Annotated in this window: 26 protein-coding genes; 13 read left to right on the forward strand and 13 right to left on the reverse strand. The window is 33.5% G+C overall.

Annotation, left to right across the window (positions count from 1 at the left end):
- Nucleotides 1–50: 50 nt before the first annotated feature.
- The 5 genes from tpiA to DCO46_RS17100 form a co-directional block, all read right to left on the reverse strand.
- Nucleotides 51–803 (reverse strand): triose-phosphate isomerase, encoded by a 753-nt coding sequence (tpiA, locus tag DCO46_RS17080; RefSeq protein WP_116753714.1) that lies wholly within the window; start codon nt 801–803, stop codon nt 51–53.
- A gap of 37 nt (nt 804–840) precedes the next feature.
- Nucleotides 841–1335 carry a TlpA family protein disulfide reductase gene (locus tag DCO46_RS17085; protein ID WP_116753715.1) on the reverse strand — a complete coding sequence of 165 codons (495 nt, stop codon included), beginning with the start codon at nt 1333–1335 and terminating at the stop codon, nt 841–843.
- 326 nt (nt 1336–1661) lie between these two features.
- Nucleotides 1662–2321: a DUF2974 domain-containing protein gene (locus DCO46_RS17090; protein WP_116753716.1), complete on the reverse strand. Its 660-nt coding sequence runs from the start codon at nt 2319–2321 to the stop codon at nt 1662–1664.
- A gap of 101 nt (nt 2322–2422) precedes the next feature.
- Nucleotides 2423–3544 carry a BT_3928 family protein gene (locus DCO46_RS17095; RefSeq protein ID WP_116753717.1) on the reverse strand — a complete coding sequence of 374 codons (1122 nt, stop codon included), beginning with the start codon at nt 3542–3544 and terminating at the stop codon, nt 2423–2425.
- Nucleotides 3545–3616: 72 nt separating this feature from the next.
- Complete coding sequence (locus tag DCO46_RS17100; RefSeq protein WP_116753718.1) at nt 3617–4159, reverse strand: DUF1599 domain-containing protein; 543 nt, start codon at nt 4157–4159, stop codon at nt 3617–3619.
- A 217-nt stretch (nt 4160–4376) separates the two neighbouring features.
- On the opposite strand from DCO46_RS17100, the gene folP reads away from it, so the two are divergent.
- Nucleotides 4377–5201, forward strand: coding sequence for a dihydropteroate synthase (gene folP, locus DCO46_RS17105; protein ID WP_116753735.1), 825 nt, complete (start codon nt 4377–4379; stop codon nt 5199–5201).
- A 148-nt stretch (nt 5202–5349) separates the two neighbouring features.
- The gene (locus DCO46_RS17110) at nt 5350–5982 is read left to right on the forward strand and encodes a hypothetical protein (protein WP_116753719.1); all 633 of its coding nucleotides are present in this window, start codon (nt 5350–5352) and stop codon (nt 5980–5982) included.
- Nucleotides 5983–6021: 39 nt separating this feature from the next.
- Here DCO46_RS17110 and rlmH read toward each other — a convergent pair whose 3' ends face one another.
- From rlmH to DCO46_RS17140, 6 genes are all read right to left on the reverse strand, one after another.
- Nucleotides 6022–6495, reverse strand: a complete 474-nt coding sequence (rlmH, locus tag DCO46_RS17115) for a 23S rRNA (pseudouridine(1915)-N(3))-methyltransferase RlmH (protein WP_026982293.1) — start codon at nt 6493–6495, stop codon at nt 6022–6024.
- Nucleotides 6496–6576: 81 nt separating this feature from the next.
- On the reverse strand, nt 6577–6891 hold the full coding sequence (locus tag DCO46_RS17120; protein ID WP_116753720.1) for an antibiotic biosynthesis monooxygenase family protein: 315 nt from the start codon (nt 6889–6891) through the stop codon (nt 6577–6579).
- Nucleotides 6892–6984: 93 nt separating this feature from the next.
- The gene (locus DCO46_RS17125) at nt 6985–8400 is read right to left on the reverse strand and encodes an adenosine deaminase (RefSeq protein WP_116753721.1); all 1416 of its coding nucleotides are present in this window, start codon (nt 8398–8400) and stop codon (nt 6985–6987) included.
- 197 nt (nt 8401–8597) lie between these two features.
- Nucleotides 8598–8879, reverse strand: coding sequence for a GNAT family N-acetyltransferase (locus tag DCO46_RS17130; RefSeq protein ID WP_116753722.1), 282 nt, complete (start codon nt 8877–8879; stop codon nt 8598–8600).
- A 2-nt stretch (nt 8880–8881) separates the two neighbouring features.
- A complete protein-coding gene (locus DCO46_RS17135) occupies nt 8882–9277 on the reverse strand; it encodes an OsmC family protein (RefSeq protein ID WP_116753723.1) in 396 nt (131 codons plus the stop codon).
- A 2-nt stretch (nt 9278–9279) separates the two neighbouring features.
- Complete coding sequence (locus tag DCO46_RS17140) at nt 9280–10161, reverse strand: pirin family protein (RefSeq protein WP_116753724.1); 882 nt, start codon at nt 10159–10161, stop codon at nt 9280–9282.
- Nucleotides 10162–10402: 241 nt separating this feature from the next.
- On the opposite strand from DCO46_RS17140, the gene DCO46_RS17145 reads away from it, so the two are divergent.
- On the forward strand, nt 10403–10678 hold the full coding sequence (locus DCO46_RS17145; protein WP_116753725.1) for a hypothetical protein: 276 nt from the start codon (nt 10403–10405) through the stop codon (nt 10676–10678).
- 41 nt (nt 10679–10719) lie between these two features.
- Here the strand turns inward: DCO46_RS17145 and DCO46_RS17150 are convergent, their stop codons facing one another.
- Nucleotides 10720–11820: a DNA alkylation repair protein gene (locus tag DCO46_RS17150; RefSeq protein WP_116753736.1), complete on the reverse strand. Its 1101-nt coding sequence runs from the start codon at nt 11818–11820 to the stop codon at nt 10720–10722.
- Nucleotides 11821–12066: 246 nt separating this feature from the next.
- On the opposite strand from DCO46_RS17150, the gene nadC reads away from it, so the two are divergent.
- The 5 genes from nadC (at nt 12067) to priA (ending at nt 17605) form a co-directional block, all read left to right on the forward strand.
- On the forward strand, nt 12067–12924 hold the full coding sequence (gene nadC, locus DCO46_RS17155) for a carboxylating nicotinate-nucleotide diphosphorylase (RefSeq protein WP_116753726.1): 858 nt from the start codon (nt 12067–12069) through the stop codon (nt 12922–12924).
- 75 nt (nt 12925–12999) lie between these two features.
- Nucleotides 13000–13917 (forward strand): YihY/virulence factor BrkB family protein, encoded by a 918-nt coding sequence (locus DCO46_RS17160; RefSeq protein ID WP_116753727.1) that lies wholly within the window; start codon nt 13000–13002, stop codon nt 13915–13917.
- 7 nt (nt 13918–13924) lie between these two features.
- Nucleotides 13925–14356, forward strand: a complete 432-nt coding sequence (locus tag DCO46_RS17165) for a DUF2147 domain-containing protein (RefSeq protein WP_116753728.1) — start codon at nt 13925–13927, stop codon at nt 14354–14356.
- An 18-nt stretch (nt 14357–14374) separates the two neighbouring features.
- The gene (gene bla-B1-FLAV / locus DCO46_RS17170; RefSeq protein WP_116753729.1) at nt 14375–15130 is read left to right on the forward strand and encodes a subclass B1 metallo-beta-lactamase; all 756 of its coding nucleotides are present in this window, start codon (nt 14375–14377) and stop codon (nt 15128–15130) included.
- Nucleotides 15131–15154: 24 nt separating this feature from the next.
- Nucleotides 15155–17605: a primosomal protein N' gene (gene priA, locus DCO46_RS17175; RefSeq protein WP_116753730.1), complete on the forward strand. Its 2451-nt coding sequence runs from the start codon at nt 15155–15157 to the stop codon at nt 17603–17605.
- Between the two features lie 3 nt (nt 17606–17608).
- Here priA and DCO46_RS17180 read toward each other — a convergent pair whose 3' ends face one another.
- On the reverse strand, nt 17609–18307 hold the full coding sequence (locus DCO46_RS17180; protein WP_116753731.1) for a LytR/AlgR family response regulator transcription factor: 699 nt from the start codon (nt 18305–18307) through the stop codon (nt 17609–17611).
- 177 nt (nt 18308–18484) lie between these two features.
- Between DCO46_RS17180 and rpsF the strand changes: the two genes are divergently transcribed.
- The 5 genes from rpsF (at nt 18485) to DCO46_RS17205 (ending at nt 23500) form a co-directional block, all read left to right on the forward strand.
- Nucleotides 18485–18826, forward strand: coding sequence for a 30S ribosomal protein S6 (rpsF, locus tag DCO46_RS17185; protein WP_007810575.1), 342 nt, complete (start codon nt 18485–18487; stop codon nt 18824–18826).
- 5 nt (nt 18827–18831) lie between these two features.
- On the forward strand, nt 18832–19128 hold the full coding sequence (gene rpsR, locus DCO46_RS17190) for a 30S ribosomal protein S18 (protein ID WP_002987043.1): 297 nt from the start codon (nt 18832–18834) through the stop codon (nt 19126–19128).
- Nucleotides 19129–19194: 66 nt separating this feature from the next.
- Complete coding sequence (rplI, locus tag DCO46_RS17195; RefSeq protein WP_116753732.1) at nt 19195–19635, forward strand: 50S ribosomal protein L9; 441 nt, start codon at nt 19195–19197, stop codon at nt 19633–19635.
- Between the two features lie 100 nt (nt 19636–19735).
- The gene (locus DCO46_RS17200; RefSeq protein WP_116753733.1) at nt 19736–22930 is read left to right on the forward strand and encodes a carboxypeptidase regulatory-like domain-containing protein; all 3195 of its coding nucleotides are present in this window, start codon (nt 19736–19738) and stop codon (nt 22928–22930) included.
- Nucleotides 22931–23026: 96 nt separating this feature from the next.
- A complete protein-coding gene (locus tag DCO46_RS17205; protein WP_116753734.1) occupies nt 23027–23500 on the forward strand; it encodes a DUF6495 family protein in 474 nt (157 codons plus the stop codon).
- Nucleotides 23501–23804 lie beyond the last annotated feature (304 nt).

A 23804-nucleotide genomic window follows, 5' to 3' on the forward strand; every position in this document is an offset into this window, starting at 1 on the left:
AACGCTTTTTTTATATAATCATCCCGAGGCTTCGGGATTAAAATCTAAAATTAGATAGCAGTTACAATAGCTAAGAAATCATCTGCTTTTAAAGCAGCACCTCCAATAAGACCACCGTCTACGTCTGGTTTAGAGAAAATTTCTTTAGCGTTGTCAGGTTTTACAGAACCACCGTATAAAATAGAAACTTCGTCAGCGATATCAGCTCCAAAAGCTTTACGGATAGTTTCTCTGATGAATTCGTGCATTTCCTGAGCTTGCTCCGGTGAAGCTGTTTCACCAGTTCCGATAGCCCAAACCGGCTCGTAAGCTAAAACAACTTTAGACCATGATTCTTTTGCAATATGGAATATTCCGTCACGTAATTGATTCTCAACAATATTGAAATGATTTCCTGACTGACGGTCTTTTAATTCTTCTCCAAAACAGAAAATAACTGTCATGTCATGTTTTAAGGCAGTATCAACTTTATTAGCAATTAAAGCATCAGTTTCATGAAAAATAGCTCTACGCTCAGAGTGACCTAAAATTACTGTATCCACACCAATGCTAGTTAACATTTCTGCAGAAATTTCACCTGTAAAAGCACCGCCTTCAGCCTGGTGAACATTTTGTGCAGCAACTCCTATTGTAGTATTTTTTACTTTTGCAGCTGCAGCCTGCAGGTTTACAAATGTTGGAGCTACAATAACCTGAGCAGTTGTTTGTGCCGGTATTTTAGTAATTAATTCACTCAATAATTCTTCAGTCTGTGCTGCGTTTTTGTGCATTTTCCAGTTTCCTGCAACAATCTTTTTTCTCATTTTGGTAGTTTTTGTTATTCTTTTAATTTTTTGTTTTTTATTTTAAACTTTGAAGTGTTTCATTGATTTTGTCAAAATCGGTTTCAATCGCACGGTATAGTACAATTTTTCCTGTTTTGTCAACGATAATATATCTTGGAATCCAGTCCAGGTCGATGGCTTTTCCGAAAACACCTTTCATTCCGTCGTTCATCATAAAATGATCTCCTTTTAACTCGTGTTTTTCAATTCCGATTTTCCATTTTTCAGCCATTTTATCAGCAGAAAGGAATAAATAGGATACATCAGGATTACTGGCTTGTAATTCTTTTAATTTTGGCATTGCTTTTACACAATCACCGCACCATGAAGCCCAAACTTCAATTACGAGTGTTTTTCCTTTATGTTTTTTTAGAATGTTTTTAAAAGTAGTCTGACCTCCGTCAAGAGTCAGTAATTTTTCAGACAAAGCTTCTTTAGAGAAAGCTGTTTTTTGAGCTTGTGAACATGAAAATGTAATAAATGCTATTACAACCAAAGCAATTTGTTTCATATATAAATTATATTAATTTTTTGTTAGGTGCTGAATTCACAAAGTTAAGCAAACAAATTGAATGCCAAATGGAGATTAACAAAATTTGAAGAGTCTTACGTTTTATAACAAAACGGGGATTTTCGGTTAGAAATACGCGAATGAAATCGTAATAGTAGAAGTAAAAAAGAGATGGATTTTTTAAAAGATATTCATGGAATAAAAAAAAGGATTGAAATTTTATTTTTCCGAATAAAATTTTGAAGAAAAAAACGTCAGATTCTAACTGAAAAACACTTCAAAAAAGAGCGTAATTAGTTGAAGTGTTTTATATTTTTTTCGGGATTCTAATTTAATTCATAATTGCCATTTGCCCATTTTTTAGCAGGAACGATCCATTCATCTAATGCTTTATACAAAAAGCCATGTTTGAGATTGGTATTTAATTCAATTTCTCTAAAATGATTTACTTTTAGTTTTGAAGTTTCTTTACGTTTAACTGCCGAAACACCATAAATATCTGATTTTTCATAAATGGTCAGTATGTTTCCGCAGAAATTGATGTCCGGAATTTGTTCTATATCGGTATCCATAAAACAGCCTATAAAAACAAAATTCATATTTGGATTGGCTACAAAAGTGGACACATATTGCGCGATATAACCGCCTTTTGAAGTTCCGATTACCGTAATTTTATTTGGAGGAACACCTTTTTTAAGAAGTTTTTTAATCTGTTTTGCTATTTTTTCAGCATAGTCATACGCATTAGTGTTTTTCTTTCTGATTTCACTGTAAACAATGAAGTTGTCTTTTCTGAATGATTCCAAAATTTCATTGTATTCAGCTTTTCCATATTCAGGATGTGCGACATTCAGATCGTTTTCTTCAATAAATTTATTGTGCAGAAAAAAGATATAAGCCTGATCTGTGTTTTTTGTCTGACTAAAGCCAAAAGTGCTAAAGAGCATTATAAACGAAAGAGTAATAAAATTAAATAGTTTTTTCATTGATTAAATAAGATTGAAAATTTGTAATCAAATATAGACAAAAAAAAGCGCCAATATTCTGTTTAAGAACGTTGGCGCTATTAAGTTTTTTATCTGATTATTTACAGACTATAAGCAATATCAGATAATTTTAAATCATCAGTATCGTTGTAATGAAGTTTCTGAACTACAGTTCCTTTATGCAAAACCACAATACTTGGATTTGCTCTTTCGATAGTTTTTAAAGTTGTTGCATCGCAGAAATAAAAATCAACATTTAAACCATATTGTTTTTTTGCTTTTGCAATTTCGTCTGCCCCTGAAGCTGTCATAGCAATTACTTTATATCCTTTTGCTTTGGCTTCCTGGTTTATTTTTTCAAGTTTCTGCATTCCTTCAGGAGAAGATAAAGTCAGATCGTAAGTCACAAAAATAACCAGTTTAGGTTCTTTTAATAATTCCTCTTTATAATCAGAATCATCTTTTACCATAGTAAAATCATGAATTGGCGGAACGTAACCTTCTGTAATTACTTTATCTTTTCTGTCTACGAAAGTGGCACCTTCCGGTATTTTCATCAGGTCTTTTTCGGTAAATTCTTTATCCACTCCGTTTACTTTGTAGATAAAAACCATTTCGACAACCGATTTTGGAGCACCATCCGGAATTCTCATTCCTTCTTCGATATTATTGCCCACTTTGAAAGGACGGAAATCTTTTATCGGATTATGATTTAAAACCCAAACCGCCATAATGACGCATAATACAATGCTTACCAAAGTAAGTATGTTGGTTACCAGTTTTGAAAATAAAGGTTTTACTAATTTCTTGTTGATGAATAAAATCAAAATAAAGAAAAGCAAAACAATATCTTTTGTAAATGACTGCCAAGGTGTTAAATGCAAGGCGTCGCCAAAACAGCCACAATCTTTTACAACATCAAAATAAGCAGAGTAGAAGGTAAGGAAAGTAAAGAAAACAATTAAAAGCAAAAGAGCCCAAATCGTTGTTTTTGCTTTATATCCAACCAATAACATTACTCCCAGAACTACTTCTAAAATCACCAGAAAGATCGCTAAACCTAAAGCCAGAGGCTCTAAAAAAGGCATATTAAAAACCGGTTCGCTAAAATATTCAGCCAGCTTATAAGAGAAACCAACAGGATCATTTAGTTTAATTAATCCGGAAATGATAAATAATACGCCGACAAATAATCGGGAAAATTGAGTAATGATGTTTTTCATAAGTAATATTTAAATATTCAAATTCCAAATTCCAAGTTTAGCATTGGAATTTGGAATTTAAGATTTGGAATTTTATTTAGTAATTGGGTTTAAAATCAGCGCAAAAACAGAATAATTAATCATATCCTGATAATTGGCATCAATGCCTTCAGAAACTAATGTCAGGCCCTTATTGTCTTCAATCTGTTTTACGCGAAGTAATTTCTGAAGAATCAAATCGGTTAGAGAGCTCACACGCATTTCACGCCATGCTTCACCGTAATCGTGATTTTTGGCTAACATTAATTCTTTAGTAAGTTTCACTTTTGCATCGTATAATTCAGTTGCCTTTTCAACATCTAAATCAGGCTGTTCCACAACTCCCAATTCCAACTGAATTAGGGCCATGATAGAATAATTGATAATCCCGATGAATTCTCCTTTTTCATCTTCATCTACTTTACGAATTTCGTTTTCCTGTAAACTTCTGATTCTTTGTGCTTTTATAAAAATTTGATCTGTCAGCGACGGCAGTCTTAAGATACGCCATGCGCTCCCGTAATCTTTCATTTTATTGATAAACAAGGTTCGGCAAACCGTGATTACATTATCAAATTCAAGGGAAGTATTCTTCATTTATTGCTGTATATTTGCTAAAATTTCTTCAAAAATAAGGATTAAATTAAAGAGTTTCAAGTTTCAGGTTTTCTTTGTTTCAAGTTTTTTCTAAACAAAGTGTTAATGCAAAAAATTTGAAAATATAAAAGTTTCAGGTTTTACGTATCAAGTTCTGGAACTTACGCAGTCTGCGTCAATCTGAAACTTGAAACCTGAAACAAAAATAACAAAACAGATGACAATTAACTGCAAAGGCGAACTTATAGATTTATCGATTCCCAAAGTAATGGGAATTCTGAATGTTACGCCAAATTCTTTCTTTGACGGCGGAAAATATAAAAACGAAGACGAAATTATTTCGCAAGTTGATAAAATGCTTTCTGAAGGCGCAACTTTTATTGATATTGGTGCATATTCCAGTAAACCCAGTGCCGAATTTGTAACGGAACAGGAAGAAATTGACCGAATTATTCCGGTGATTGAATTGATTTTAAAGCATTTCCCGGAAGCATTATTATCGATTGATACCTTTAGGGCAGCAGTCGCAAAAGCAAGCATAGAAAACGGTGCAGCGATTATAAACGATATTGCAGCAGGAGCATTAGACGATAAAATGTTTGATGTTATTGCAAAATACAATGTTCCGTACATTATGATGCATATGCGCGGTAATCCGCAGACCATGCAAAGCCTGACGAAGTATGATGATATTATAAAAGAAATACTTTTTTATTTTTCTGAAAAAGTACAAAAAGCGAGAAGCATGGGAATTAACGATTTGATTTTAGATCCAGGATTCGGTTTCGCCAAAACAACGGATCAGAATTATGAAGTCATGCAGAAAATGGAACTTTTTAATTTGTTGGAATTGCCTGTTTTAGCAGGAGTTTCCAGAAAATCGATGATTTATAAAACACTAGATATCACAGCACAGGAAGCTTTAAATGGAACAACGTTTCTAAATACTATTGCTTTGACTAAAGGCGCAAAAATTTTACGTGTTCATGATGTGAAAGAAGCGGTGGAATGTGTTACTTTGTTTAATAAAATGAATTTTTAATAGAAAAAATCGCCTGGTTTGTCATTCCGACGAAGGAGGAATCACACTAGTATTTCCTCATTTTAAGTCGTCAATCTTTATGGAGTTTCCAGTGCGATTTCTCCTTACGTCGAAATGACATACTTTGTGTTTAAAAAAATAAATAAAAATGAAATACATTATTTTAATTATCGCTTTTCTTGTTTTCTCCTGCGGAAAAAAAGAAGACGTTTTACTCCCAAAATCAAATGTGACTATTGAAAAAGATGTAGAAGATCTTTCTCCAATTTACATTTTTTTTAAAACCGAAGGAAAAGATACAATTACGGAAGTAAACCGAAAAAGCAGCATAATCTCTACTAATTGGATTTTCAATATTGACAAACGTCTTCCTTTGAAATTAGTAATTCCGGAGGTGATAAAATTGCAGGAAAAGAAAAGAGCAGACAGTGCGCATAAAAATGAAAATGCTCAAAACTACTATTCTTACGCTGATTCAATTGGAAAGAATCTGGCTTTTGTGCCTTTCACGAAAGTGTTTTATAAAATAGAAAAACCAAATAGGGAAAATTTTGTCGTTTACTTTAGAAAAGGAAAAAAACAAGTTTTGATGGGAGGCAGGGAGATAAAAATATCAGAAATATTACAGCATTTTTATAGTATAAAGTTTAAAAGAGTTCCTGATATGGTATTTTTATTTGATAAGAATATGAGTTATGAGGAATATATCCAAAATAAAATTTTATTGCAAAAATATGTGACTTACAATCTTGATAAACTTCCAGTAGAATTTATCTTCTAAAACTTCAAACCTCAAACTAAGAAAACCTGAAACAAAACATTACTGATGATGATAAGGTTCATTCCTTAAAATTGTAAACCCGCGATACAATTGTTCAATAAAAAATAAACGAACCATTTGATGCGAGAAAGTCATCAGCGAAAGTGAAATTTTGCCTTGCGCTTTACTGTAAACCGTATCGGAGAATCCGTAAGGCCCACCAATTACGAAAACGAGAGTTTTGATTCCGGAATTCATTTTCTTTTGTAATTCTTCAGAAAAACCAACGCTGGAGAAGTTTTTTCCATTTTCATCTAACAGAATCAATTGATCGGTTGGAGAAAGTTTGGACAGAATTAATTCGCCTTCTTTTTCTTTTTGTTGACTTTCGGACAAGTTTTTTACGTTTTTGATATCGGGAATAATTTCCAGATCAAATTTGATGTAAAACGACAAACGTTTGGTATAATCGTCAATCAAAGTTTGAAGGGATTTATTATCTGTTTTGCCAATGGCTATGAGTTTGATGTTCATGGTCTGTATTTTTGCCGAGAATTATACGAATTTTTACAAATTTGATCTGTGTCAACTAGCTTAATCCGCAGAATCAATGGGCTATTTTAAGCTCTGTTTTTTATTCTCAAAAACGGTTTCAAAATGTTCTACAATCGGGAACGGTTCGTAATAATGATGTAATATCTTTTTCCATTCCAAATACGCTTCGGAAGTTCTAAAACCAACGGTGTGATCTTCCAGCGTATTCCAATCCACTAATAAAAGATATTTATTTTCGACTTCCAGACATTTCTCTAAACGATGTCCTAAATATCCTTCGATTGAAGAAATATACTGACTTGCTTTTGCAAAATCAGCTTCAAATTTTGATGCTAATTCCGGTTTTATAAAAAGATATACGGCTTCTAGAATCATAGTGGAATGAATTTTTATCAGCTTGATCTGCTAAATCTGCGGGAAAAAATATACTCTCGCAGATTTAGCGGATTTGGCAGATTTTTATTTTAATTAGTTTTTAGCGAACTTCGCTTCAAAAGTTTTAAATCTATTATCAAGATCTTTAGTCAATTGCTTTTTAACCGATTCATCCTGAATGAAACTGTAATTTATACTGTTGTAAACGTATTGTTTTATTGTTGCATACGAAACATCCTGATATCTTTTGGCTAACAAAACGTATTGCTCGGTCATATTGCTTCTCAAAATTCCCGCATCGTCTGTACTGATTACTATTGGAACATTAAATTCTTTATAAAGCGTAAAAGGATGCCTGTTTTCTTTTACTTTCAAAATGAATTCGTTACTCACTAAATTGATTTCTATCGGAATATTATTTTTAGACATATATTTCAATAAGTCATACGAATTTGCCTCGTAAGCAATATCAACTCCGTGACCAATTCGGTTCGCACCCGCAACATAAATAGCGTCGTTAATATGCCAGGTCAAATCTTCCGGTTGTACTAAACCCAAAGTCAGTTCGCCTGCATGAAGCGTGTATTTTACGTCCGGAAATTTAGAATGACAGTATTTAAACATCACCATGTGTAGCCAGTAATCTTTCATAGAATTCTCTCCGTGTTCAGGAGAAACGATATTTACACCGGCAGTCAATTTGCTCTCGTTAGAAGAAATAAAAGCGATAACCAGATTTTTGAATATATCAACTGGTTCCATAAAACGAAGCACAAAGTTCTGATAACGCATTGTGAAACGTTCATCATCTATTTTTAGCTCTTTATGCAGTTTTGCGATAAAATTGTTATTGAAATCATCCGCATATTTTTTAGCGTCTTTTTTCTGAATCGATTTATACAATTCGTCTAGAAGTTTTAAAACTGCTTTTTCATCTTTCTGTCCAGCTGCCTGACGTAATTTTGTATTGAAATCAGTTAAATCTGAAACAGTCATATCACAAGGAATGGTTGATAATTGTGTTTCGATATAAGACACATTTTCTGCAATGGCACGTTTTTTTAATTCGAGCATTCCCTCTGCAAAATGACCTTTGATAGTAGGTTCGAATTTTTGAAAAGAATCAAAAAACTGATCGTCAGAAGGAACAGAACCGTTATAATCTTTAACCGACCAGGTTTGCATAACTTGCTGTTGGTAAAAATCCAGTTTGCCGTCGTTTCTTAGAGAAGAGAAAGTTTGCCAGTTTCCTTTTGCAGGTTTGGTATTTGAAACTGCCATAGTTTCCAAATTTAAATAAAAGTCTTCTGCAATGGCTCTTTCTAAAAGAGGCTCTGCATAAACTGATCCTGAAAAATGGTGGTGTAAATCGCCTCCTTTTGGCATTTGTTGAAAAAAAGCTGTTAAGAGAGCTTCATTATTTCTGATTTTTTCTAAATAACTTTCAGCCGATTGAGAAAAGCCGATTTGTGCTATAAAAATACAGAAAAGCGTAATTATCCTTGTCATACTCTAAGTTTAAATTACATGCAAATATACGAGTTTTGGAGGAGATTTTAAAATTTTGTTTTTGAAGGAACAAAGTTACAAAGGAGCAAAGGGACAAAGTTTTAAAGAAATGATTATTAAAAAAACAAAAAAGACTCACAAAAGTGCGTCTCTAAAATAAAACCTTTGAACCTTTGTTCCTTTGCCTCTCTGAACCTTTAAGAAAGCACATCCCGAATTTCCTCAACCTTATCAAAAACGCTTTTAGCAAAAGGACAAAGCGGAATAATTTTTACATTATTAGTTCTGGCATATTCTACAGCGGCCATAACCAGTTTTTTGCCAACACCTTTTCCGTTAAAATCAGGACTTACTTCAGTATGGTCGATTATAAATTTTGAATCTCCCGCCCAGGTGTATGTCATTTTTCCTGCTTCTTTTCCGTCTTCTACGGCTTCAAAATATCCTTTTCTTGTATCGTTTATTTGTTGAATTTCCATAATTATATTAGTGTAGTTTTAATTTCTATTGAATGTGTAAGTGTTTTATGAATCGGGCAACTGTTGGCAATCGTTTCTAATCTTTGTCTTTGTGTTTCGTCGACTTCGCCGATTACTTCGATTTTTCTTGTGAATACGGATACGCTTCGTTCAGAATCTCTTTCAAAATCAATTTTGACGTTTATCTCTGAAACATCCCATTGTTTACGATTGATGTACATTCGCAAAGTAATTACGGTGCAGGAAGCCAATGATGCAGCCAAAAGTTCTGTCGGATTAAGGCCTAAATTTTTTCCGCCCAGTTCCTGTGGTTCATCAGAGATTAGAATATTATCGCTGGCTGATTGTATTTCCGTTCGATACAAACGTGTGTCTATTTTTGCTGAAATGGTATCCATAATTATTTCATTCTTGGTTCAGGTAATGGTACAAATTCTGTTTCGCCAGGTACTTTTGGGAAAGTCTGTGCTGTCCAGTCCTGTTTGGCTTTTTCTAATAATTCTTTATCAGAAGAAACAAAGTTCCAAAAGATAAAATGTTCTTCAGGAAACGGGGTTCCCCCGAAAATATATACGGTTGAATTTGCCGTGATTTCAAACTCACACAAAGTACTGTCGTTGGTAATCAGGATTTGTTTCGGATCGTAAATATGTTCACCGCTTTTGATACTTCCTTCTAAAATATACAAACCGCTTTCGCCGAATAAATGATGTCCTATATTGATTTTTTTAGTTTCATTACTTTTAATTTCAATAAAATAGAGCGGACTATAAACAGGAACCGGTGATTGTTTACCAAAAGCTTCTCCGGCAATTAATTTATATGAAACGCCATCTTCTTCCCAGGCAGGAATATCATCTGCTTCAACATGTGTAAAATTAGGATCCATTTGTTCCAGTTCTTTTGGAAGTGCCACCCAAATCTGTAATCCGTGAAGCATTTTATCAGAATGTCTTAGATATTCAGGAGTTCTTTCGGAGTGAACAATTCCTTTTCCGGCTGTCATCCAGTTTACCGCACCGGGTTTTATTTCTAATTCTGTCCCTAAACTATCACGGTGCATAATACTTCCTTCAAACAAAAATGTAAGTGTCGAAAGCCCGATATGCGGATGCGGCGGAACATCCATATTTTCATGGTCACTTAAATGTGCAGGTCCCATATGGTCGATAAAGACAAATGGCCCGACAGCTCTTTTTTCACGGAAAGGCAATAAACGGCCTACCATAAAGTTGCCAATATTAGCAGCGCGTTCTTCGATAATTAAATTGATATTTGACATGTGGTATTATTTGATTTGAAAACAAAATTACAGTAGTGGTGCTTGTCTGTAACTTAATTTAGATTAAGAAACGGTTTTAGGATTTTTTGAATTATAAAAATAAGAAAAACTGAGGTTTTTTTTGTTGTGAAGATTAAATTTAAACATAATTTGAAAAAGAAAATAATAATTTGAAAATAAAGAATATCTTATTTTCGCAAAACTATCAACGAAGATTCGGAACTTTGAATTCAAAAAATAAATGAAAATCTTAAAAAAAATAACTGGTGTTATAATATTACTATTCGCAATTTTACTTTGCTTTCCTGCTTTTTATGCATTTCCAATCCAATTTGAAAACTGCAAGAAAAAATTTGAAAGTGGAGCGATAGGAGCCCCTGGATCTGCAATTGCTTTTTTTATTTGTTTTGTATTATATGTTCTTATTCTATACTTTTTAATAAAATTAAGTATGAAGTTAATTAGAAAGAAAAAAAGTGATGCTACAGCAATTGAAGAAATAGGCATGGAAAAATAATAATAAATCTAAATATAACGGAGTTTAATAGTTTTAAAAACTTAATTAATCAATTCAAATTCCAAAACCTCACTCTCAGCTCCATTAATAATAATTGACAATTGATGCACTCCCGTATGAAAAACTCTTGTTGTGATCAATTTAAAAGACTGGTTTCTTTCAATTTTGGTTAACAGATTCGGCTGATAAACTTTCTCACTGATTTTAAAGACTTTTTTCGCCAGATGACCTTTTGCTTTTTTGTAATGGACAGCATATTCTAAACGAATCGTTTTTGGCTCATTATTTTTATTGTTTAAGTGAAAATGGAATTGCAAATAATCTCCAATTTTTACAGTCGGCGTTTTAATTTCAAAAGACGAAAGCTCAATATTGGTGCTTTCTAAACCGTAATGACTTAGAATTTCCGGGTGTCCTTGTTTTAGTAAAGTCCGGCAGCCGTGTTTGATAATTCCGTCTGTTTCTTTGTTTTGACCTTTCCATTTCGAAGCAATTTCCAACACAATTTGCGGATTATCTTTTGCAATATCATTTAAGTTATTGGCAACACTTCTGCGTACATATTCTGAAGGATCGTTTTTTAGATTTTCTAGAATCGGCAGAATAGAAGTGGGGTCTTTTTTTAAGAACGGAATCGCCATTGCCCACGGTAATCTTGGCCTTGAACCTTCGCTGGCTAATCTTCTGACATGATGATTTTCATGTAACGACCACTTTACCATTTCATCAATCATTTTCTCCTTGTATTTTAAAATAAAAGGACGAACAGCAAACTCACAACTGATAAACTGAGTTATAGAGACAAAGGCTTTCGCCGAAGTTTTAAAATCGTCTAAACCGTATATTTCGATATAATCTGCAAAAAAGATAAAAGCCAGATTACCATCGGTAAAATTATTTTTCTTTAAATTTTTGATGATTTTGTCAATTAAAGAAACAGCTTCTGGAAAACTCTCAGGCATAAATTGATGCAAAACAACAGTTGTGTGTTTCATTCGTTCTTTCCATTCTTTTTGTGCAAAATTGCCTTCGTAAATGGCTTCTGTAAATTTCTTTTTATCGAACGAAGGATAGACTTCGGCGACAGCCTGACTGAATTTTTCGTAAAAAGAAACCGAATAAATATCTTTAATTAATCCCATAATTTTGTTTGATTGAACTTCAAAGATATTTAATGTTTTCAATATTAAGAAGCAGATTTTAGAATAAAATTTTTATGAAAATTATTATTTTAGCAAATAAATTAATAATCTTTTACTGTAATAATTTTGCTTGCCTTTTCTGTTATATTGAGATGGCTTTTGAATGTTTCATAATTTTTAGAACTTGTTTAACTTTCAATTCCACAAAATAATTTTTACTTTAGCATCTTATAAAATCTATAAAAAATGATTAGCGACATACAATTTCAGGCCGAATTAAAATTATTAATCAGTAATGCTATCCGTGAGGATGTAGGTACAGGAGATTACAGTTCATTGGCCTGTATTCCTGATACTGCACATGGCCAGGCTAAATTACTGGTAAAAGATCAGGGAATAATTGCGGGAGTTGAATTGGCAAAAATGGTTTTTGAACATGTAGATCCTAAGCTAAAAGTAAAAACTTACATTGAAGACGGTACATATGTAGAATACGGAGAAGTGGTATTTGAAGTTTCAGGAAGTTCTCAGTCAATTCTAAAAGCTGAAAGGGTAGTTTTGAACACTATGCAGCGTATGTCGGCAATTGCGACAAAAACAAATCAGTATGTTCAGCTATTGGAAGGAACCGGCGCTAAAATTTTAGATACAAGAAAAACAACTCCAAATTTCAGAGCTGCAGAAAAATGGGCTGTAAAAATCGGAGGCGGTGAAAACCACCGTTTTGCACTTTACGATATGGTGATGTTAAAAGACAATCATATCGATTTTGCAGGCGGAATTACACTTGCAATCAAAAAAACAAAAGCATATCTGAAAGAAAACAATCTGGATTTGAAAATTATTGTTGAAGCCAGAAATTTAGATGAAATTAGAGAAATCTTATTGAGTGACGGCGTTCACAGAATTCTTATTGATAACTTTAATTATGAAGATACCAAAACGGCAGTGAAATTAATTGGAAACAAGTGCCAGACTGAATCTTCAGGTAATATAAACGAAAAAACCATACGTGAATATGCATTATGCGGTGTAAACTACATTTCATCTGGTGCATTGACACATTCCATTTATAATATGGATTTGAGCTTAAAGGCATTTTAAAAAGTTATAAGCTATAAAAATGAATAATTGCACAATCTAAAATCTGCAATCTAAAGTCTAAAATCAAAAAAATATATGTCGAAAGAGATAGAAGATCGGATTGAAAAAATTCCGTTATTGCGTTCTGTAGTGCGGGTTTTTAAAAGAATAAAACTTCCGTGGCTGGAAGGTTTTTCACTATACGATTTACTTGAATTGTACATTTTAGGAATTCTTGAAGGGGCATTTTCGTATCACGCAAGTGCTGTTTCTTTTAGTTTTTTTATGGCTTTGTTTCCGTTTACTTTATTTATTCTGAACCTAATTCCTTTTATACCTATTGAAGGGTTTCAGGCTGATTTTCTGCTTTTTGTACAACAGGGAGTTCCACCAAATACGTATGATGCAATCAGTAAAATTATTACAGATATCTTAAACAACAGTCACTCAGGCTTGCTTTCTTCCGGTTTTTTGCTGTCTATTTTTTTGATGGCAAATGGTATAAACGGAATTTTGAGTGGTTTTGAGTCGTCAAAACACGTTTTTGATAAAAGAGGTTTTTTTAGCCAGTATCTGGTTGCCCTGGCAATCTCATTAGTTATGACAATTATATTGTTTGTAACAGTGGCTACAATTGTAGTTTTTGAGGTTCTTATTCAGAAAACAATCATTCAGGATGTACTAAGTGACAATATTCCGCTCATCATTTTGGGACGATATGTGTTTGTAATGTTAATGATTCTTATAACTACCTCAATATTATTGCGTTACGGAACAAAACAATACAATAAAGTGCCTTTTATCAGTATTGGATCCGTTTTTACGACGGTACTAATTGTTATATCTTCGTTCTTTTTTGGGATTTGGGTTATAAAATTTTCAAAATACAACGAACTTTATGGTTCTATTGGTACATTATTAATTCTAATGTTTTATATTTGGATAAACTGTATGATTCTGCTTTTAGGGTTCGAACTGAATGCTACTGTCAGAAAATTAAAACAAAAAAAATAAAAATATTATGAAAAATTGGATGTTAACGGTCGGTGTTTTCTTTTTGACGCTGGGTACAATTCAGAGCCAGAGTGTGATAGGAAAATGGAAAACTATCGACGATGAAACGGGAGAAGCAAAATCAATTGTAGAAGTGTATGAGAAATCCGGTAAAGTCTACGGTAAGGTTGTAGAAATACTTCGCGATAGTCACAGAAAAGATGTATGTACTAAATGCGAAGGAGCAGAAAAAAATAAGCCAATTTTAGGTATGGTTATTATAAACGGCCTTAAAAAAGACGGTGATGAATATAATGGAGGAAGTATTCTTGATCCAACAAATGGTAAAAAATACAAATGTTATATTACATTAGACTCTGCTGATAAACTGAAACTTCGTGGGTATGTTGGGGTTTCTATTATGGGAAGAACACAATACTGGACACGAGTGAAAAATTAATTTTTTTTAAAATAAAATATGCGAAAATTAGCCTTGATAGTCTTATTTCTGACAATCTTGTCAAATAGTTTTGGGCAATCTAAGAATTCTGCATTACCTATAAGTCATCTAACAGGTGACTTTTATGTTTATAAAACGTTTCATGATTACAACGGAACACAGATTTCTGCCAACGCCATGTACCTTGTAACCAATGAAGGTGTCGTACTTTTTGATGCTCCCTGGGATGAAACACAATTTCAGCCCTTATTAGACAGTATAAAAGCAAAACACAATAAACAGGTGATTATGTGTTTTGCTACGCATTCTCATGATGACAGGGCAGGAGGTATTTCATTTTACAAACAAAAAGGGATTAAAACCTACACAGGAAAAGGTACAGATGAAATTCTAAAGAAAGGAAATAAACCAAGAGCAGAATATATCCTGCCAAAAGATACCATATTTACAGTGGGACAATATAAGTTTGAGGTGTTTTATCCGGGAAAAGGGCATGCGCCGGATAATATTGTAGCCTGGTTTCCCAAAGAAAAAATACTGTACGGAGCTTGTTTTATAAAAAGTGCTTCGGCAAAAGATTTAGGCTATCTGGCTGATTCAGATGTAAAGGAGTGGGAAAAATCGATAAAAAAAGTGCAGGCAAAATGTAAAAACCCGCAGTATATCATTCCGGGCCATGAAGATTGGACCGATACAAACTCTTTAAACCATACTTTTAAATTAGTTCAGGAATATAACAATGCAAAAACGTCTGGTAAATTAAATAAAAAGTAATTTTACAGACCATAAAATCTTTACATGTATTTCGTCGAAGTTATTTTACCGCTTTCGTTAGCCAAAACATTTACTTATCGTGTTTCTGAAACTGAATTCCATTTTATTAAAAAAGGAATGCGGGTTGCCGTGCCTTTCGGAAAAAGTAAAATGTACACAGGGCTGGTTATGGATATTCATGAGAATGCACCAAACTTATATGAAGCTAAAGAAATCCATCAGATTCTGGACGAAAAACCTATTGCAACAGAAATTCAGCTTAAACACTGGCTTTGGATTGCCAATTATTATATGTGCGGTATTGGCGATGTTTATCGTGGAGCCTTTCCGACGGGCTTATTGTTAGAAAGTGAAACAATTATTTCGCACAAACCAAATGTTGCGGTAAATGACAGTGAGCTTTCTGATGATGAATTTCTGATTTATGAAGCTTTACATCATCAAAGTTCTCTTAAAGTTCAGGACATCATTTCGATTCTGAACAAAAAAAATATACTTCCGGTTCTCCAAAAAATGATTTCAAAAGATATTATTGTTTTAGAAGAGGAAATAAAAGAAAGTTACAAACCCAAACTGATTCGTTATGTGAAATTACACAGCCAATACGAAACAAATGAAGGTTTGGGACAATTATTGGAAGTGCTTAAAAATGCCAGTAAACAAAAAGAAATTGTTTTGGCATATTTTCAGTTACAGGCTTCAGAAAAAAAGCCTGTTACGGTTAAAAAGCTAATAGAAGTTTCGGGTTCAACAACTGCAGCTGTAAAAGCTTTGGTTGATAAAGAAATTCTTGAAGAGTATTTTATTCAGCATGACAGGGTTTCTTATGATGGGAAAGCTTCTGAAAAACAATTGCTGTTAAGTGAAGTCCAGCAAACAGCTTTTGATTCTGTAAAAAATAATTTAAACGAAAAAGAAGTTTGCCTGCTTCATGGTGTGACTTCAAGTGGTAAAACGGAAATTTATATAAAGTTTATTGAAGAATATTTAAGCTCAGGGAAACAAATTTTGTACTTACTTCCTGAAATAGCGCTTACCACTCAGCTGGTGTCCAGATTAAGGCTTCATTTTGGAGACAAGGTAGCTGTTTTTCATTCTAAATACAGTAATAACGAAAGAGTAGAGGTTTGGAAACAAACCCTTGAAAATTCAGAAAAAGCCCAAATTGTAATAGGAGCGAGGTCAGCCTTGTTTTTGCCCTTTGCAGATTTAGGATTATTAATTGTAGACGAGGAGCACGAACAAACTTTTAAACAGGTTGATCCTGCGCCCAGATATCATGCGCGCGATTCTGCAATAGTTTTGGCTAATCTGCATAAAGCCAAAGTGCTTTTAGGATCTGCAACACCAAGTATAGAAACGTATTTTAATACACAAACCGATAAATATGGTTTGGTATCACTATCAGAACGTTATAATAATGTACGAATGCCTGAAATTGTTTTAGTCGATTTAAAAGACAAGCATTTCAGGAAAAGAATGACAGGGCATTTTAGCGATCTTTTGATAGAAGAAATTACCGAAGCCCTGACTTTAGGCGAACAGGTAATTTTATTTCAGAACAGACGTGGGTATTCTCCCATTATAGAATGTTTGACTTGTGGACACGTACCACACTGTCAGCAATGCGACGTGAGTCTGACTTTTCATAAGCATAAAAATCAATTGCGATGCCATTATTGTGGGTATTCAATTGCAAAACCCACACATTGCCATAGCTGTTCAAGTATAGATCTGACTACAAAAGGATTTGGTACGGAACAAATTGAACAGGAACTGATCTCTCTTTTTCCTAAAGCCAAAACATGGCGAATGGACCAGGATACTACGCGTGGTAAATTTGGTTTCGAAAAAATTATAGATTCATTTAAAAACCGGGAAATAGATATTTTAGTCGGTACACAAATGCTGGCCAAAGGTTTGGATTTTGATAATGTAAGCCTTGTCGGGATCATGAATGCTGATAACATGCTGCATCATCCTGATTTCAGGGCTTTTGAAAGAAGCTATCAAATGATGACACAGGTAGCGGGAAGAGCCGGGAGAGCAGATAAGCAGGGTAAAGTAGTGATTCAGACCTATAATCCGAATCATAATACCATACAGCAGGTTACAAACCATAATTATTTAGGAATGTACAAGGAGCAGTTGTATGACAGGCAGATTTATAAATATCCTCCTTATTTCAGGATTATAAAACTAACGCTGAAAAATAAGGATTATGACAAACTAAAAGAAGGTGCCATGTGGCTGTATCAGGTTTTGAGCCAGAACCTTAATATGCCTGTTTTAGGTCCTGAAGAACCGGCAATCAACAGGATCCGAAATGAATATATCCGTACGATTTTAATTAAAATCCCTCAAAATCTGCCATTAGGAAGCACAAAAAAAACTATTCAGAAAATGTTGAATAGTTTTGAAGCTGTTGCTCAATACCGGGCTATAAAAGTGATAATAAACGTCGATTTTTATTGAAAGTTATGAAGATGTAGAAAGAGCTCTTACCAGATCTTCTTTTTTATTTCTGCTTAAAGGAATTTTTGTAATACCGATTTCTGCAAATTTACTATTAAAACGTTCTACCTTATCTATATTGATAATATACGATTTGTGTACGCGAATAAACTTATCTTTTGATAAATCATTTTCAAAGGATTTCATAGTAGAAAGTACCAGGTTACTGTCGTCTTCAGTAACTACTCTTACATAGTCGCCAAAAGCTTCAATCCATTTTATTTTTGCAGTAAAAATTTTAAGTTTTTTAAGATTGCTTTTTATAAAAATATGTTCACCCTCTTCTTCTTTTACTTCTTTTTTGAGTAAATGCATGTCAATTGCTCTTTTTACAGAAGCATTAAAACGATCTACCGCTATAGGTTTTTGTAAATAATCAGTAGCATCATAATCAAAAGCTTTCAAAGCGTATTCTGCCTTAGAAGTGATAAATATAATCTGAGGTTTAGATTTTAATCCGTCAAGGAAGTCAAAACCATTGATAACAGGCATTTCAATATCTAAAAAAATTAAGTCAATATTATTTAATGAGATACAGCTTTTTGCTTCTATTGCATTAGAAAAGTCCCCGATTAAGTGCAAACCTGGGTGATTATTAACTAATTTTGCAATAATTGTCCTTTGTATAGAACTATCATCAACAACAACACAGTTTAGTTTCATAACATTTAAATTTAGAATAAATTCAGGATAGCAATAGTAAATGTATTATTTATTTGGTAAAAAAACTAAAGTCGTGGGTTATTTTTTGCATTATAACGAATAAATGTAAAAAAGTGTTGTATATATAAATATAATGATTACTTTTGCACCCAATTTTAACAAATAAATATTGTATTTATGAATCATTATGAAACTGTTTTCATTTTAAATCCCGTTTTATCTGAGGTTCAGGTGAAGGAAACAGTAACGAAATTTGAAGAATTTCTTACTAGTAGAGGAGCTGAAATGGTATCGAAAGAGGATTGGGGGCTTAAAAAAATGGCTTACGAGATCCAAAACAAAAAAAGTGGTTTTTACCATTTATTCGAATTCAAAGTAGCTGGAGAAGTTCTAATTGCTTTTGAAACTGAATTTAGACGTGACGAAAGAGTTATGCGTTTCTTAACTGTAAGTTTAGATAAACATGCTATTTCATGGGCTGAAAGAAGAAGAGCCAAATTAAAATCTACTAAAGCTTAATTATTATGTCTACAATAGAGCAATCTGCAAAAGGAAAAAAAGACGGAGATATCAGATATTTAACGCCTTTAAATATTGAAACTAACAAAACTAAAAAGTATTGTCGTTTCAAAAAATCAGGAATCAAATATATCGATTATAAAGATGCTGATTTCTTATTGAAATTCGTTAACGAGCAAGGAAAAATTCTTCCTCGTCGTTTAACTGGAACTTCATTAAAATACCAAAGAAAAGTTTCTGTAGCTGTAAAAAGAGCTCGTCACTTAGCTTTAATGCCATACGTGGCCGATTTATTAAAATAGTAAAAAAACTCTAGTCGCTGGTTTCTGTCTGACAGAACCTAACTTCTAAAATATAAGGACAACAACATGGAAATTATTTTAAAACAAGACGTACAAAACCTGGGATTTAAAGATGATGTAGTATCTGTAAAACCTGGTTACGGTCGTAACTTTTTAATTCCTCAGGGGTTTGCTAATTTAGCTACTCCTTCTGCTAAAAAAGTATTAGCTGAAAACTTAAAACAAAGAGCTCACAAAGAAGCTAAAGTTGTTGCTGATGCAAAAGCAACTGCTGAAACTTTAAAAGCTCTTGAAATTAAAATCACGGCTAAAGCTGGTGGAGAGAAACTTTTTGGTTCTGTTACTAATATTGATATTGCTGAGGCATTAGAGAAATCAGGTAACGCTATCGATAGAAAATTCATCACAAGCGGAATCGTTAAACGTACAGGAAAGTACAATGCAAGCATCCGTTTACACAGAGATGTTATCGTTGAATTACCATACGAGATTATCGCAGAAAAATAACAACTTGTTAACTTATTGTTAATAAAATATAAAAATCACTCTTCGGAGTGATTTTTTTTTGACTAATTTTGAGTGAAATAACTCACTCAAAATCAGTAAAATGAAAAAAATCATCGTATTATTATTATGTTTTTTCGGTTTTGCCGTCAGCGTAGCGCAGACTACAACATCGAGTATTAAAGGGATAGTAAAGAGTTCATCAAACGAACTTTTGCCGGGAGCTACGGTTTTGGCAATACACACCCCGTCGGGTACCAAATATTCTTCTCTGTCTAATGAAGACGGGAGATTTAATATTTTGAATATGAGAATTGGGGGACCGTACAAAATTGTTGTTAGTTTTGTTGGTTACCAAAATCAGGAATATAATGATGTTTATCTTGATTTAGGAAAAGTATTTAGTTTGGATGTTAGCCTGGCAAGTGAAAGTCAGGCGCTGGAAGAAGTAAAAGTTGTCTCAAAAAACAAAGTTTTTCAAAGTGGAAGAACAGGCGCAGAAACAACAATTGGCAGAAGAGAATTAACCGCTTTGCCTACCATTTCAAGATCAGCAGAAGATTTTACACGTCTGGAACCAACTGCAAGCGGTGGTTCATTTGGAGGAAGAAACGATCAGTATAATAATTATTCTTTAAACGGAGCTATTTTTAATAACCCGTTCGGATTAGATGCTGCAACTCCTGGCGGGCAAACAAGTGCCCAGCCCATTTCATTAGATGCAATTGATCAGATTCAGGTGGCGACTGCTCCTTATGATGTTACTTTGTCCGGATTTACCGGAGCTTCTGTAAATGCCGTTACCAAATCAGGAACTAATGAGTTACATGGTACAGCTTATGCATTTTACAGAAATCAGGATTTAACCGGAAGTAAAATAAAGGGCGAAAAAATATTTGTACCTTCTCTAGAACAAACTCAGGCAGGATTTAGTTTGGGAGCTCCTATTATTAAAGATAAATTATTCATTTTTGGAAATTTTGAAATCGATAAAAGAACCGATTTAGGTTCTAACTTTACCGCTAATAATAATGATGGTGTTACGGGGATTAATGAATCCAGAGTTTTGCAATCTGATCTGGATGCAGTTTCAAGTGCTTTGATGAATTTAAAAGATGCACAGGGTAATAACTTTAATTATAATCCGGGATCTTATCAGGGTTTTATTCATGAGTCAAATTCAACAAAAGGGATTATAAAACTGGATTGGAATATTAATGATAACAATAAACTGGCAGTTATTTATAATTTTCTTGACGCTTCAAAAGATAAACCTGCACACCCAACAGCTTTAGGATTTAGAGGCCCTAATGCTTCAATACTGCAGTTTCAGAATGCAGGATATCAGATTAATAATAAATTAGATTCGTTTTTGTTGGAATTAAACTCAAAATTCACTGAATCGGTTTCAAACAAACTTCAGGCAGGTTATACTTATTTTAATGATTTTAGAGATCCGTTTTCATCCCCGGCTCCTGTAATTAATATTCAGGATGGATCTGGGGCCAACTATATCATTGCCGGTCATGAGCCATTTTCGATCAATAATACACTTAAGCAAAAAGTAATTCAGATTACAGATAACCTTACTTATACCAGCGGAAACCATGCCTTCACTTTTGGTTCTTCTTTTGAAAAATTCAATTTTGAAAATTCATTCAACCTGGCAGGATATGACAATTTTGGAAATCCAAATGGTTACGCGGGAACTTTTTTTACTCCTTATTCAAACGTACAGGCATTTTTAGATGATGCTGCCAAACCTTATGCGACTAGTATTGTTGCACAGAATATGCAATATGCACAAGATATGGCGGAGTCTAAAAGTAATTTCGCTGTTGGTTCAGATGGCGGTTGGAAACTGGCTGAATTAAATGTAGGTCAATGGGCTTTTTATGCTCAGGACGATTGGAGTGTTGCCGATAATTTTAAACTGACAATCGGTTTAAGGGCTGATAAACCCTTATATTTTAATACAGATGAGCTAATTCAGAAATACATTGACACGGATAATGGCGGTGCCGGAAGAGATTATACCATAGATTATTACGATCCGGAAACAGGAAAGGTTGATAAACTGGTTTCGACAAAATTGCCAAGTGATAAGCTTTTATGGTCTCCAAGACTTGGTTTTAACTGGGATATTAAAAATGATGCGACTTCACAGCTTCGTGGAGGATCCGGAATTTTTACGGGAAGAATTCCTTTTGTATGGTTAGGAAACCAGGTTAGTGGTGCAGATGACAGCTTTTTACAGATTATGGATCCAGATTATAAATGGCCACAGGTTTGGAGAACAAGTGTAGGGTATGATCATAAATTTGAAAGCAATTATGTTTTGACTGTTGATGTATCTTATAATAAAGACATCAACGGTGTTCATGTGCAAAACTGGGGCTTAAAAGACCCAACAGGCACTTTGGGGGGTGTAGATAACAGGCTGATCTATACTGCTGCTGATAAAGGAGCGAATAATGCTTATGTAATGACAAACTCAGACAAAGGATTTGCTTTTAATAGTTCTGTAAAACTTCAGAAAACTTTTGAAAATGGATTTTATGCAAGTATAGCTTATAATTATTTGATTTCTAAAGATGTTAACTCTATTGAGGCTGAAATTACAGGAGATGCTTTTGCATTTAATCCTGCATTAGGAAACGTAAATAAAGATGTACTTTCTAACTCTAAATACGGAGATACATATCGTTTTATTGGGGTAGCTTCAAAAAAATGGAGATACGGAAATGATAAATGGGCAACAACGCTTTCTACTTTCTTTGAATATGCTCAGGGAGGGCGTTTTAGTTATACCTATGGAGGAGATATAAATAATGACGGCTCTGCTGTTAATGATTTGATTTATGTTCCTACTTCTGCTGAAATTGCCCAAATGACATTTTCCGGTGCAGGACAGGGCGAAGCTTTTGATAAATTTATTGAGCAGGATAAATATTTAAGAGACAGAAGAGGTGAGTATGCAGAACGCTACGGAGCAATTTCTCCATGGAGAGGAAAATGGGATTTTAAATTTTTACAGGACTATAATTTCAGGGTGTCATCCGCTTCAGAAAAAAAGAACACTATTCAGTTTAGTGTAGATATTTTAAATGTCGGTAACTTACTTAATTCTGACTGGGGAGTGGTTCAGGTGCCGACAAGTGTGCAGCCAATTGGGGTTGCTGTTGCCGGAACTACACCAACGTATACTTTTACCAATACTCAGACCAAAACGTTTAATTATGATGCCAGTTTAGTATCAAGATGGCAAATGCAATTTGGAATCAGATATATTTTCTAATAGATAAAAGATATTGTAAATTTGCCCCCTCATTTGAGGGGGCTTTTTTTTACCTGATAAATTAAGTCATTTAACGATATAACTTTGAAAAATAAAATGAAATACGCAAGACTGACAAAAGAGCAATTTGATGAATTACACGCAGAATTTTCCAGTTTCCTTGCAACGCAGGCGATTGATAAGGCGGAGTGGGATTTGATAAAAGAAAATAAGCCTGAAGTAGCAGAACAGGAATTAGATGTTTTTTCTGATTTGATCTGGGAAGGTGTTCTGTCAAGAGCTGAATTTTTGGAACATTTTTCTAAAAACCATATATTTCTTTTTCAGTGTTTTGAAAGCCATGTGCAATCAATTGTCTTAAAATCATTGGTGCCTGAAACAGATTTTCTTACTAAAGAAGGCTTACAATGGCTTAGTGATAATATGTTTACGGAAACTATTGAAATGAAGGTAGGAAAGAAGGTTTTTACTGAAGATCGTAACTCTTCCATCTTTGATTTAATTCAGCAGGGAGCGTTTTTAAGTGACGGACAATTGTTCAAACAAATCAATACAATTCTTGAATCGTAAATTTTCTGCATAAATTTTCAATAAGAAAAAGGTAAGTAGTTGATGTTAAATTATTTACCTTTTTTTAGTTTTTTAACTTTTGTTTAAACTTTTCTGTTTTTTTATACCCGTATTTCTACGTGTTTTTTCACAAAGTCTAAAGAATTTACACTCGATGTTAGTTTCTGTAGGTTTTACTTTTCAAATTGGCTTTTTTTCATAAAAAAAGCATAAAACAGGTGTTTAAAAAGTAGTACTAAACTTACTTAATTGTTTTATTCTGAAAAATATTTAATTATTTTTAAGTTATCAATATTGCTCTTTT

The organism is Flavobacterium sp. HTF (assembly GCF_003105115.1).
GTDB lineage: Bacteria > Bacteroidota > Bacteroidia > Flavobacteriales > Flavobacteriaceae > Flavobacterium.

Bases quoted from the DNA above. Each gene is read 5' to 3' on its own strand.
- DCO46_RS17125 (WP_116753721.1), bottom strand. From the start codon at position 8,400: ATGACAAGGATAATTACGCTTTTCTGTATTTTTATAGCACAAATCGGC.
- DCO46_RS17135 (WP_116753723.1), bottom strand. From the start codon at position 9,277: ATGGATACCATTTCAGCAAAAATAGACACACGTTTGTATCGAACGGAA.
- DCO46_RS17085 (WP_116753715.1), bottom strand. From the start codon at position 1,335: ATGAAACAAATTGCTTTGGTTGTAATAGCATTTATTACATTTTCATGT.
- DCO46_RS17100 (WP_116753718.1), bottom strand. From the start codon at position 4,159: ATGAAGAATACTTCCCTTGAATTTGATAATGTAATCACGGTTTGCCGA.
- DCO46_RS17130 (WP_116753722.1), bottom strand. From the start codon at position 8,879: ATGGAAATTCAACAAATAAACGATACAAGAAAAGGATATTTTGAAGCC.
- DCO46_RS17120 (WP_116753720.1), bottom strand. From the start codon at position 6,891: ATGATTCTAGAAGCCGTATATCTTTTTATAAAACCGGAATTAGCATCA.
- DCO46_RS17110 (WP_116753719.1), top strand. From the start codon at position 5,350: ATGAAATACATTATTTTAATTATCGCTTTTCTTGTTTTCTCCTGCGGA.
- DCO46_RS17165 (WP_116753728.1), top strand. From the start codon at position 13,925: ATGAAAAATTGGATGTTAACGGTCGGTGTTTTCTTTTTGACGCTGGGT.
- DCO46_RS17140 (WP_116753724.1), bottom strand. From the start codon at position 10,161: ATGTCAAATATCAATTTAATTATCGAAGAACGCGCTGCTAATATTGGC.
- DCO46_RS17180 (WP_116753731.1), bottom strand. From the start codon at position 18,307: ATGAAACTAAACTGTGTTGTTGTTGATGATAGTTCTATACAAAGGACA.
- nadC (WP_116753726.1), top strand. From the start codon at position 12,067: ATGATTAGCGACATACAATTTCAGGCCGAATTAAAATTATTAATCAGT.
- DCO46_RS17095 (WP_116753717.1), bottom strand. From the start codon at position 3,544: ATGAAAAACATCATTACTCAATTTTCCCGATTATTTGTCGGCGTATTA.
- DCO46_RS17160 (WP_116753727.1), top strand. From the start codon at position 13,000: ATGTCGAAAGAGATAGAAGATCGGATTGAAAAAATTCCGTTATTGCGT.
- DCO46_RS17150 (WP_116753736.1), bottom strand. From the start codon at position 11,820: ATGGGATTAATTAAAGATATTTATTCGGTTTCTTTTTACGAAAAATTC.
- rplI (WP_116753732.1), top strand. From the start codon at position 19,195: ATGGAAATTATTTTAAAACAAGACGTACAAAACCTGGGATTTAAAGAT.
- rpsR (WP_002987043.1), top strand. From the start codon at position 18,832: ATGTCTACAATAGAGCAATCTGCAAAAGGAAAAAAAGACGGAGATATC.
- DCO46_RS17205 (WP_116753734.1), top strand. From the start codon at position 23,027: ATGAAATACGCAAGACTGACAAAAGAGCAATTTGATGAATTACACGCA.
- DCO46_RS17145 (WP_116753725.1), top strand. From the start codon at position 10,403: ATGAAAATCTTAAAAAAAATAACTGGTGTTATAATATTACTATTCGCA.
- DCO46_RS17200 (WP_116753733.1), top strand. From the start codon at position 19,736: ATGAAAAAAATCATCGTATTATTATTATGTTTTTTCGGTTTTGCCGTC.
- tpiA (WP_116753714.1), bottom strand. From the start codon at position 803: ATGAGAAAAAAGATTGTTGCAGGAAACTGGAAAATGCACAAAAACGCA.
- rlmH (WP_026982293.1), bottom strand. From the start codon at position 6,495: ATGAACATCAAACTCATAGCCATTGGCAAAACAGATAATAAATCCCTT.
- bla-B1-FLAV (WP_116753729.1), top strand. From the start codon at position 14,375: ATGCGAAAATTAGCCTTGATAGTCTTATTTCTGACAATCTTGTCAAAT.
- priA (WP_116753730.1), top strand. From the start codon at position 15,155: ATGTATTTCGTCGAAGTTATTTTACCGCTTTCGTTAGCCAAAACATTT.
- folP (WP_116753735.1), top strand. From the start codon at position 4,377: ATGACAATTAACTGCAAAGGCGAACTTATAGATTTATCGATTCCCAAA.
- rpsF (WP_007810575.1), top strand. From the start codon at position 18,485: ATGAATCATTATGAAACTGTTTTCATTTTAAATCCCGTTTTATCTGAG.
- DCO46_RS17090 (WP_116753716.1), bottom strand. From the start codon at position 2,321: ATGAAAAAACTATTTAATTTTATTACTCTTTCGTTTATAATGCTCTTT.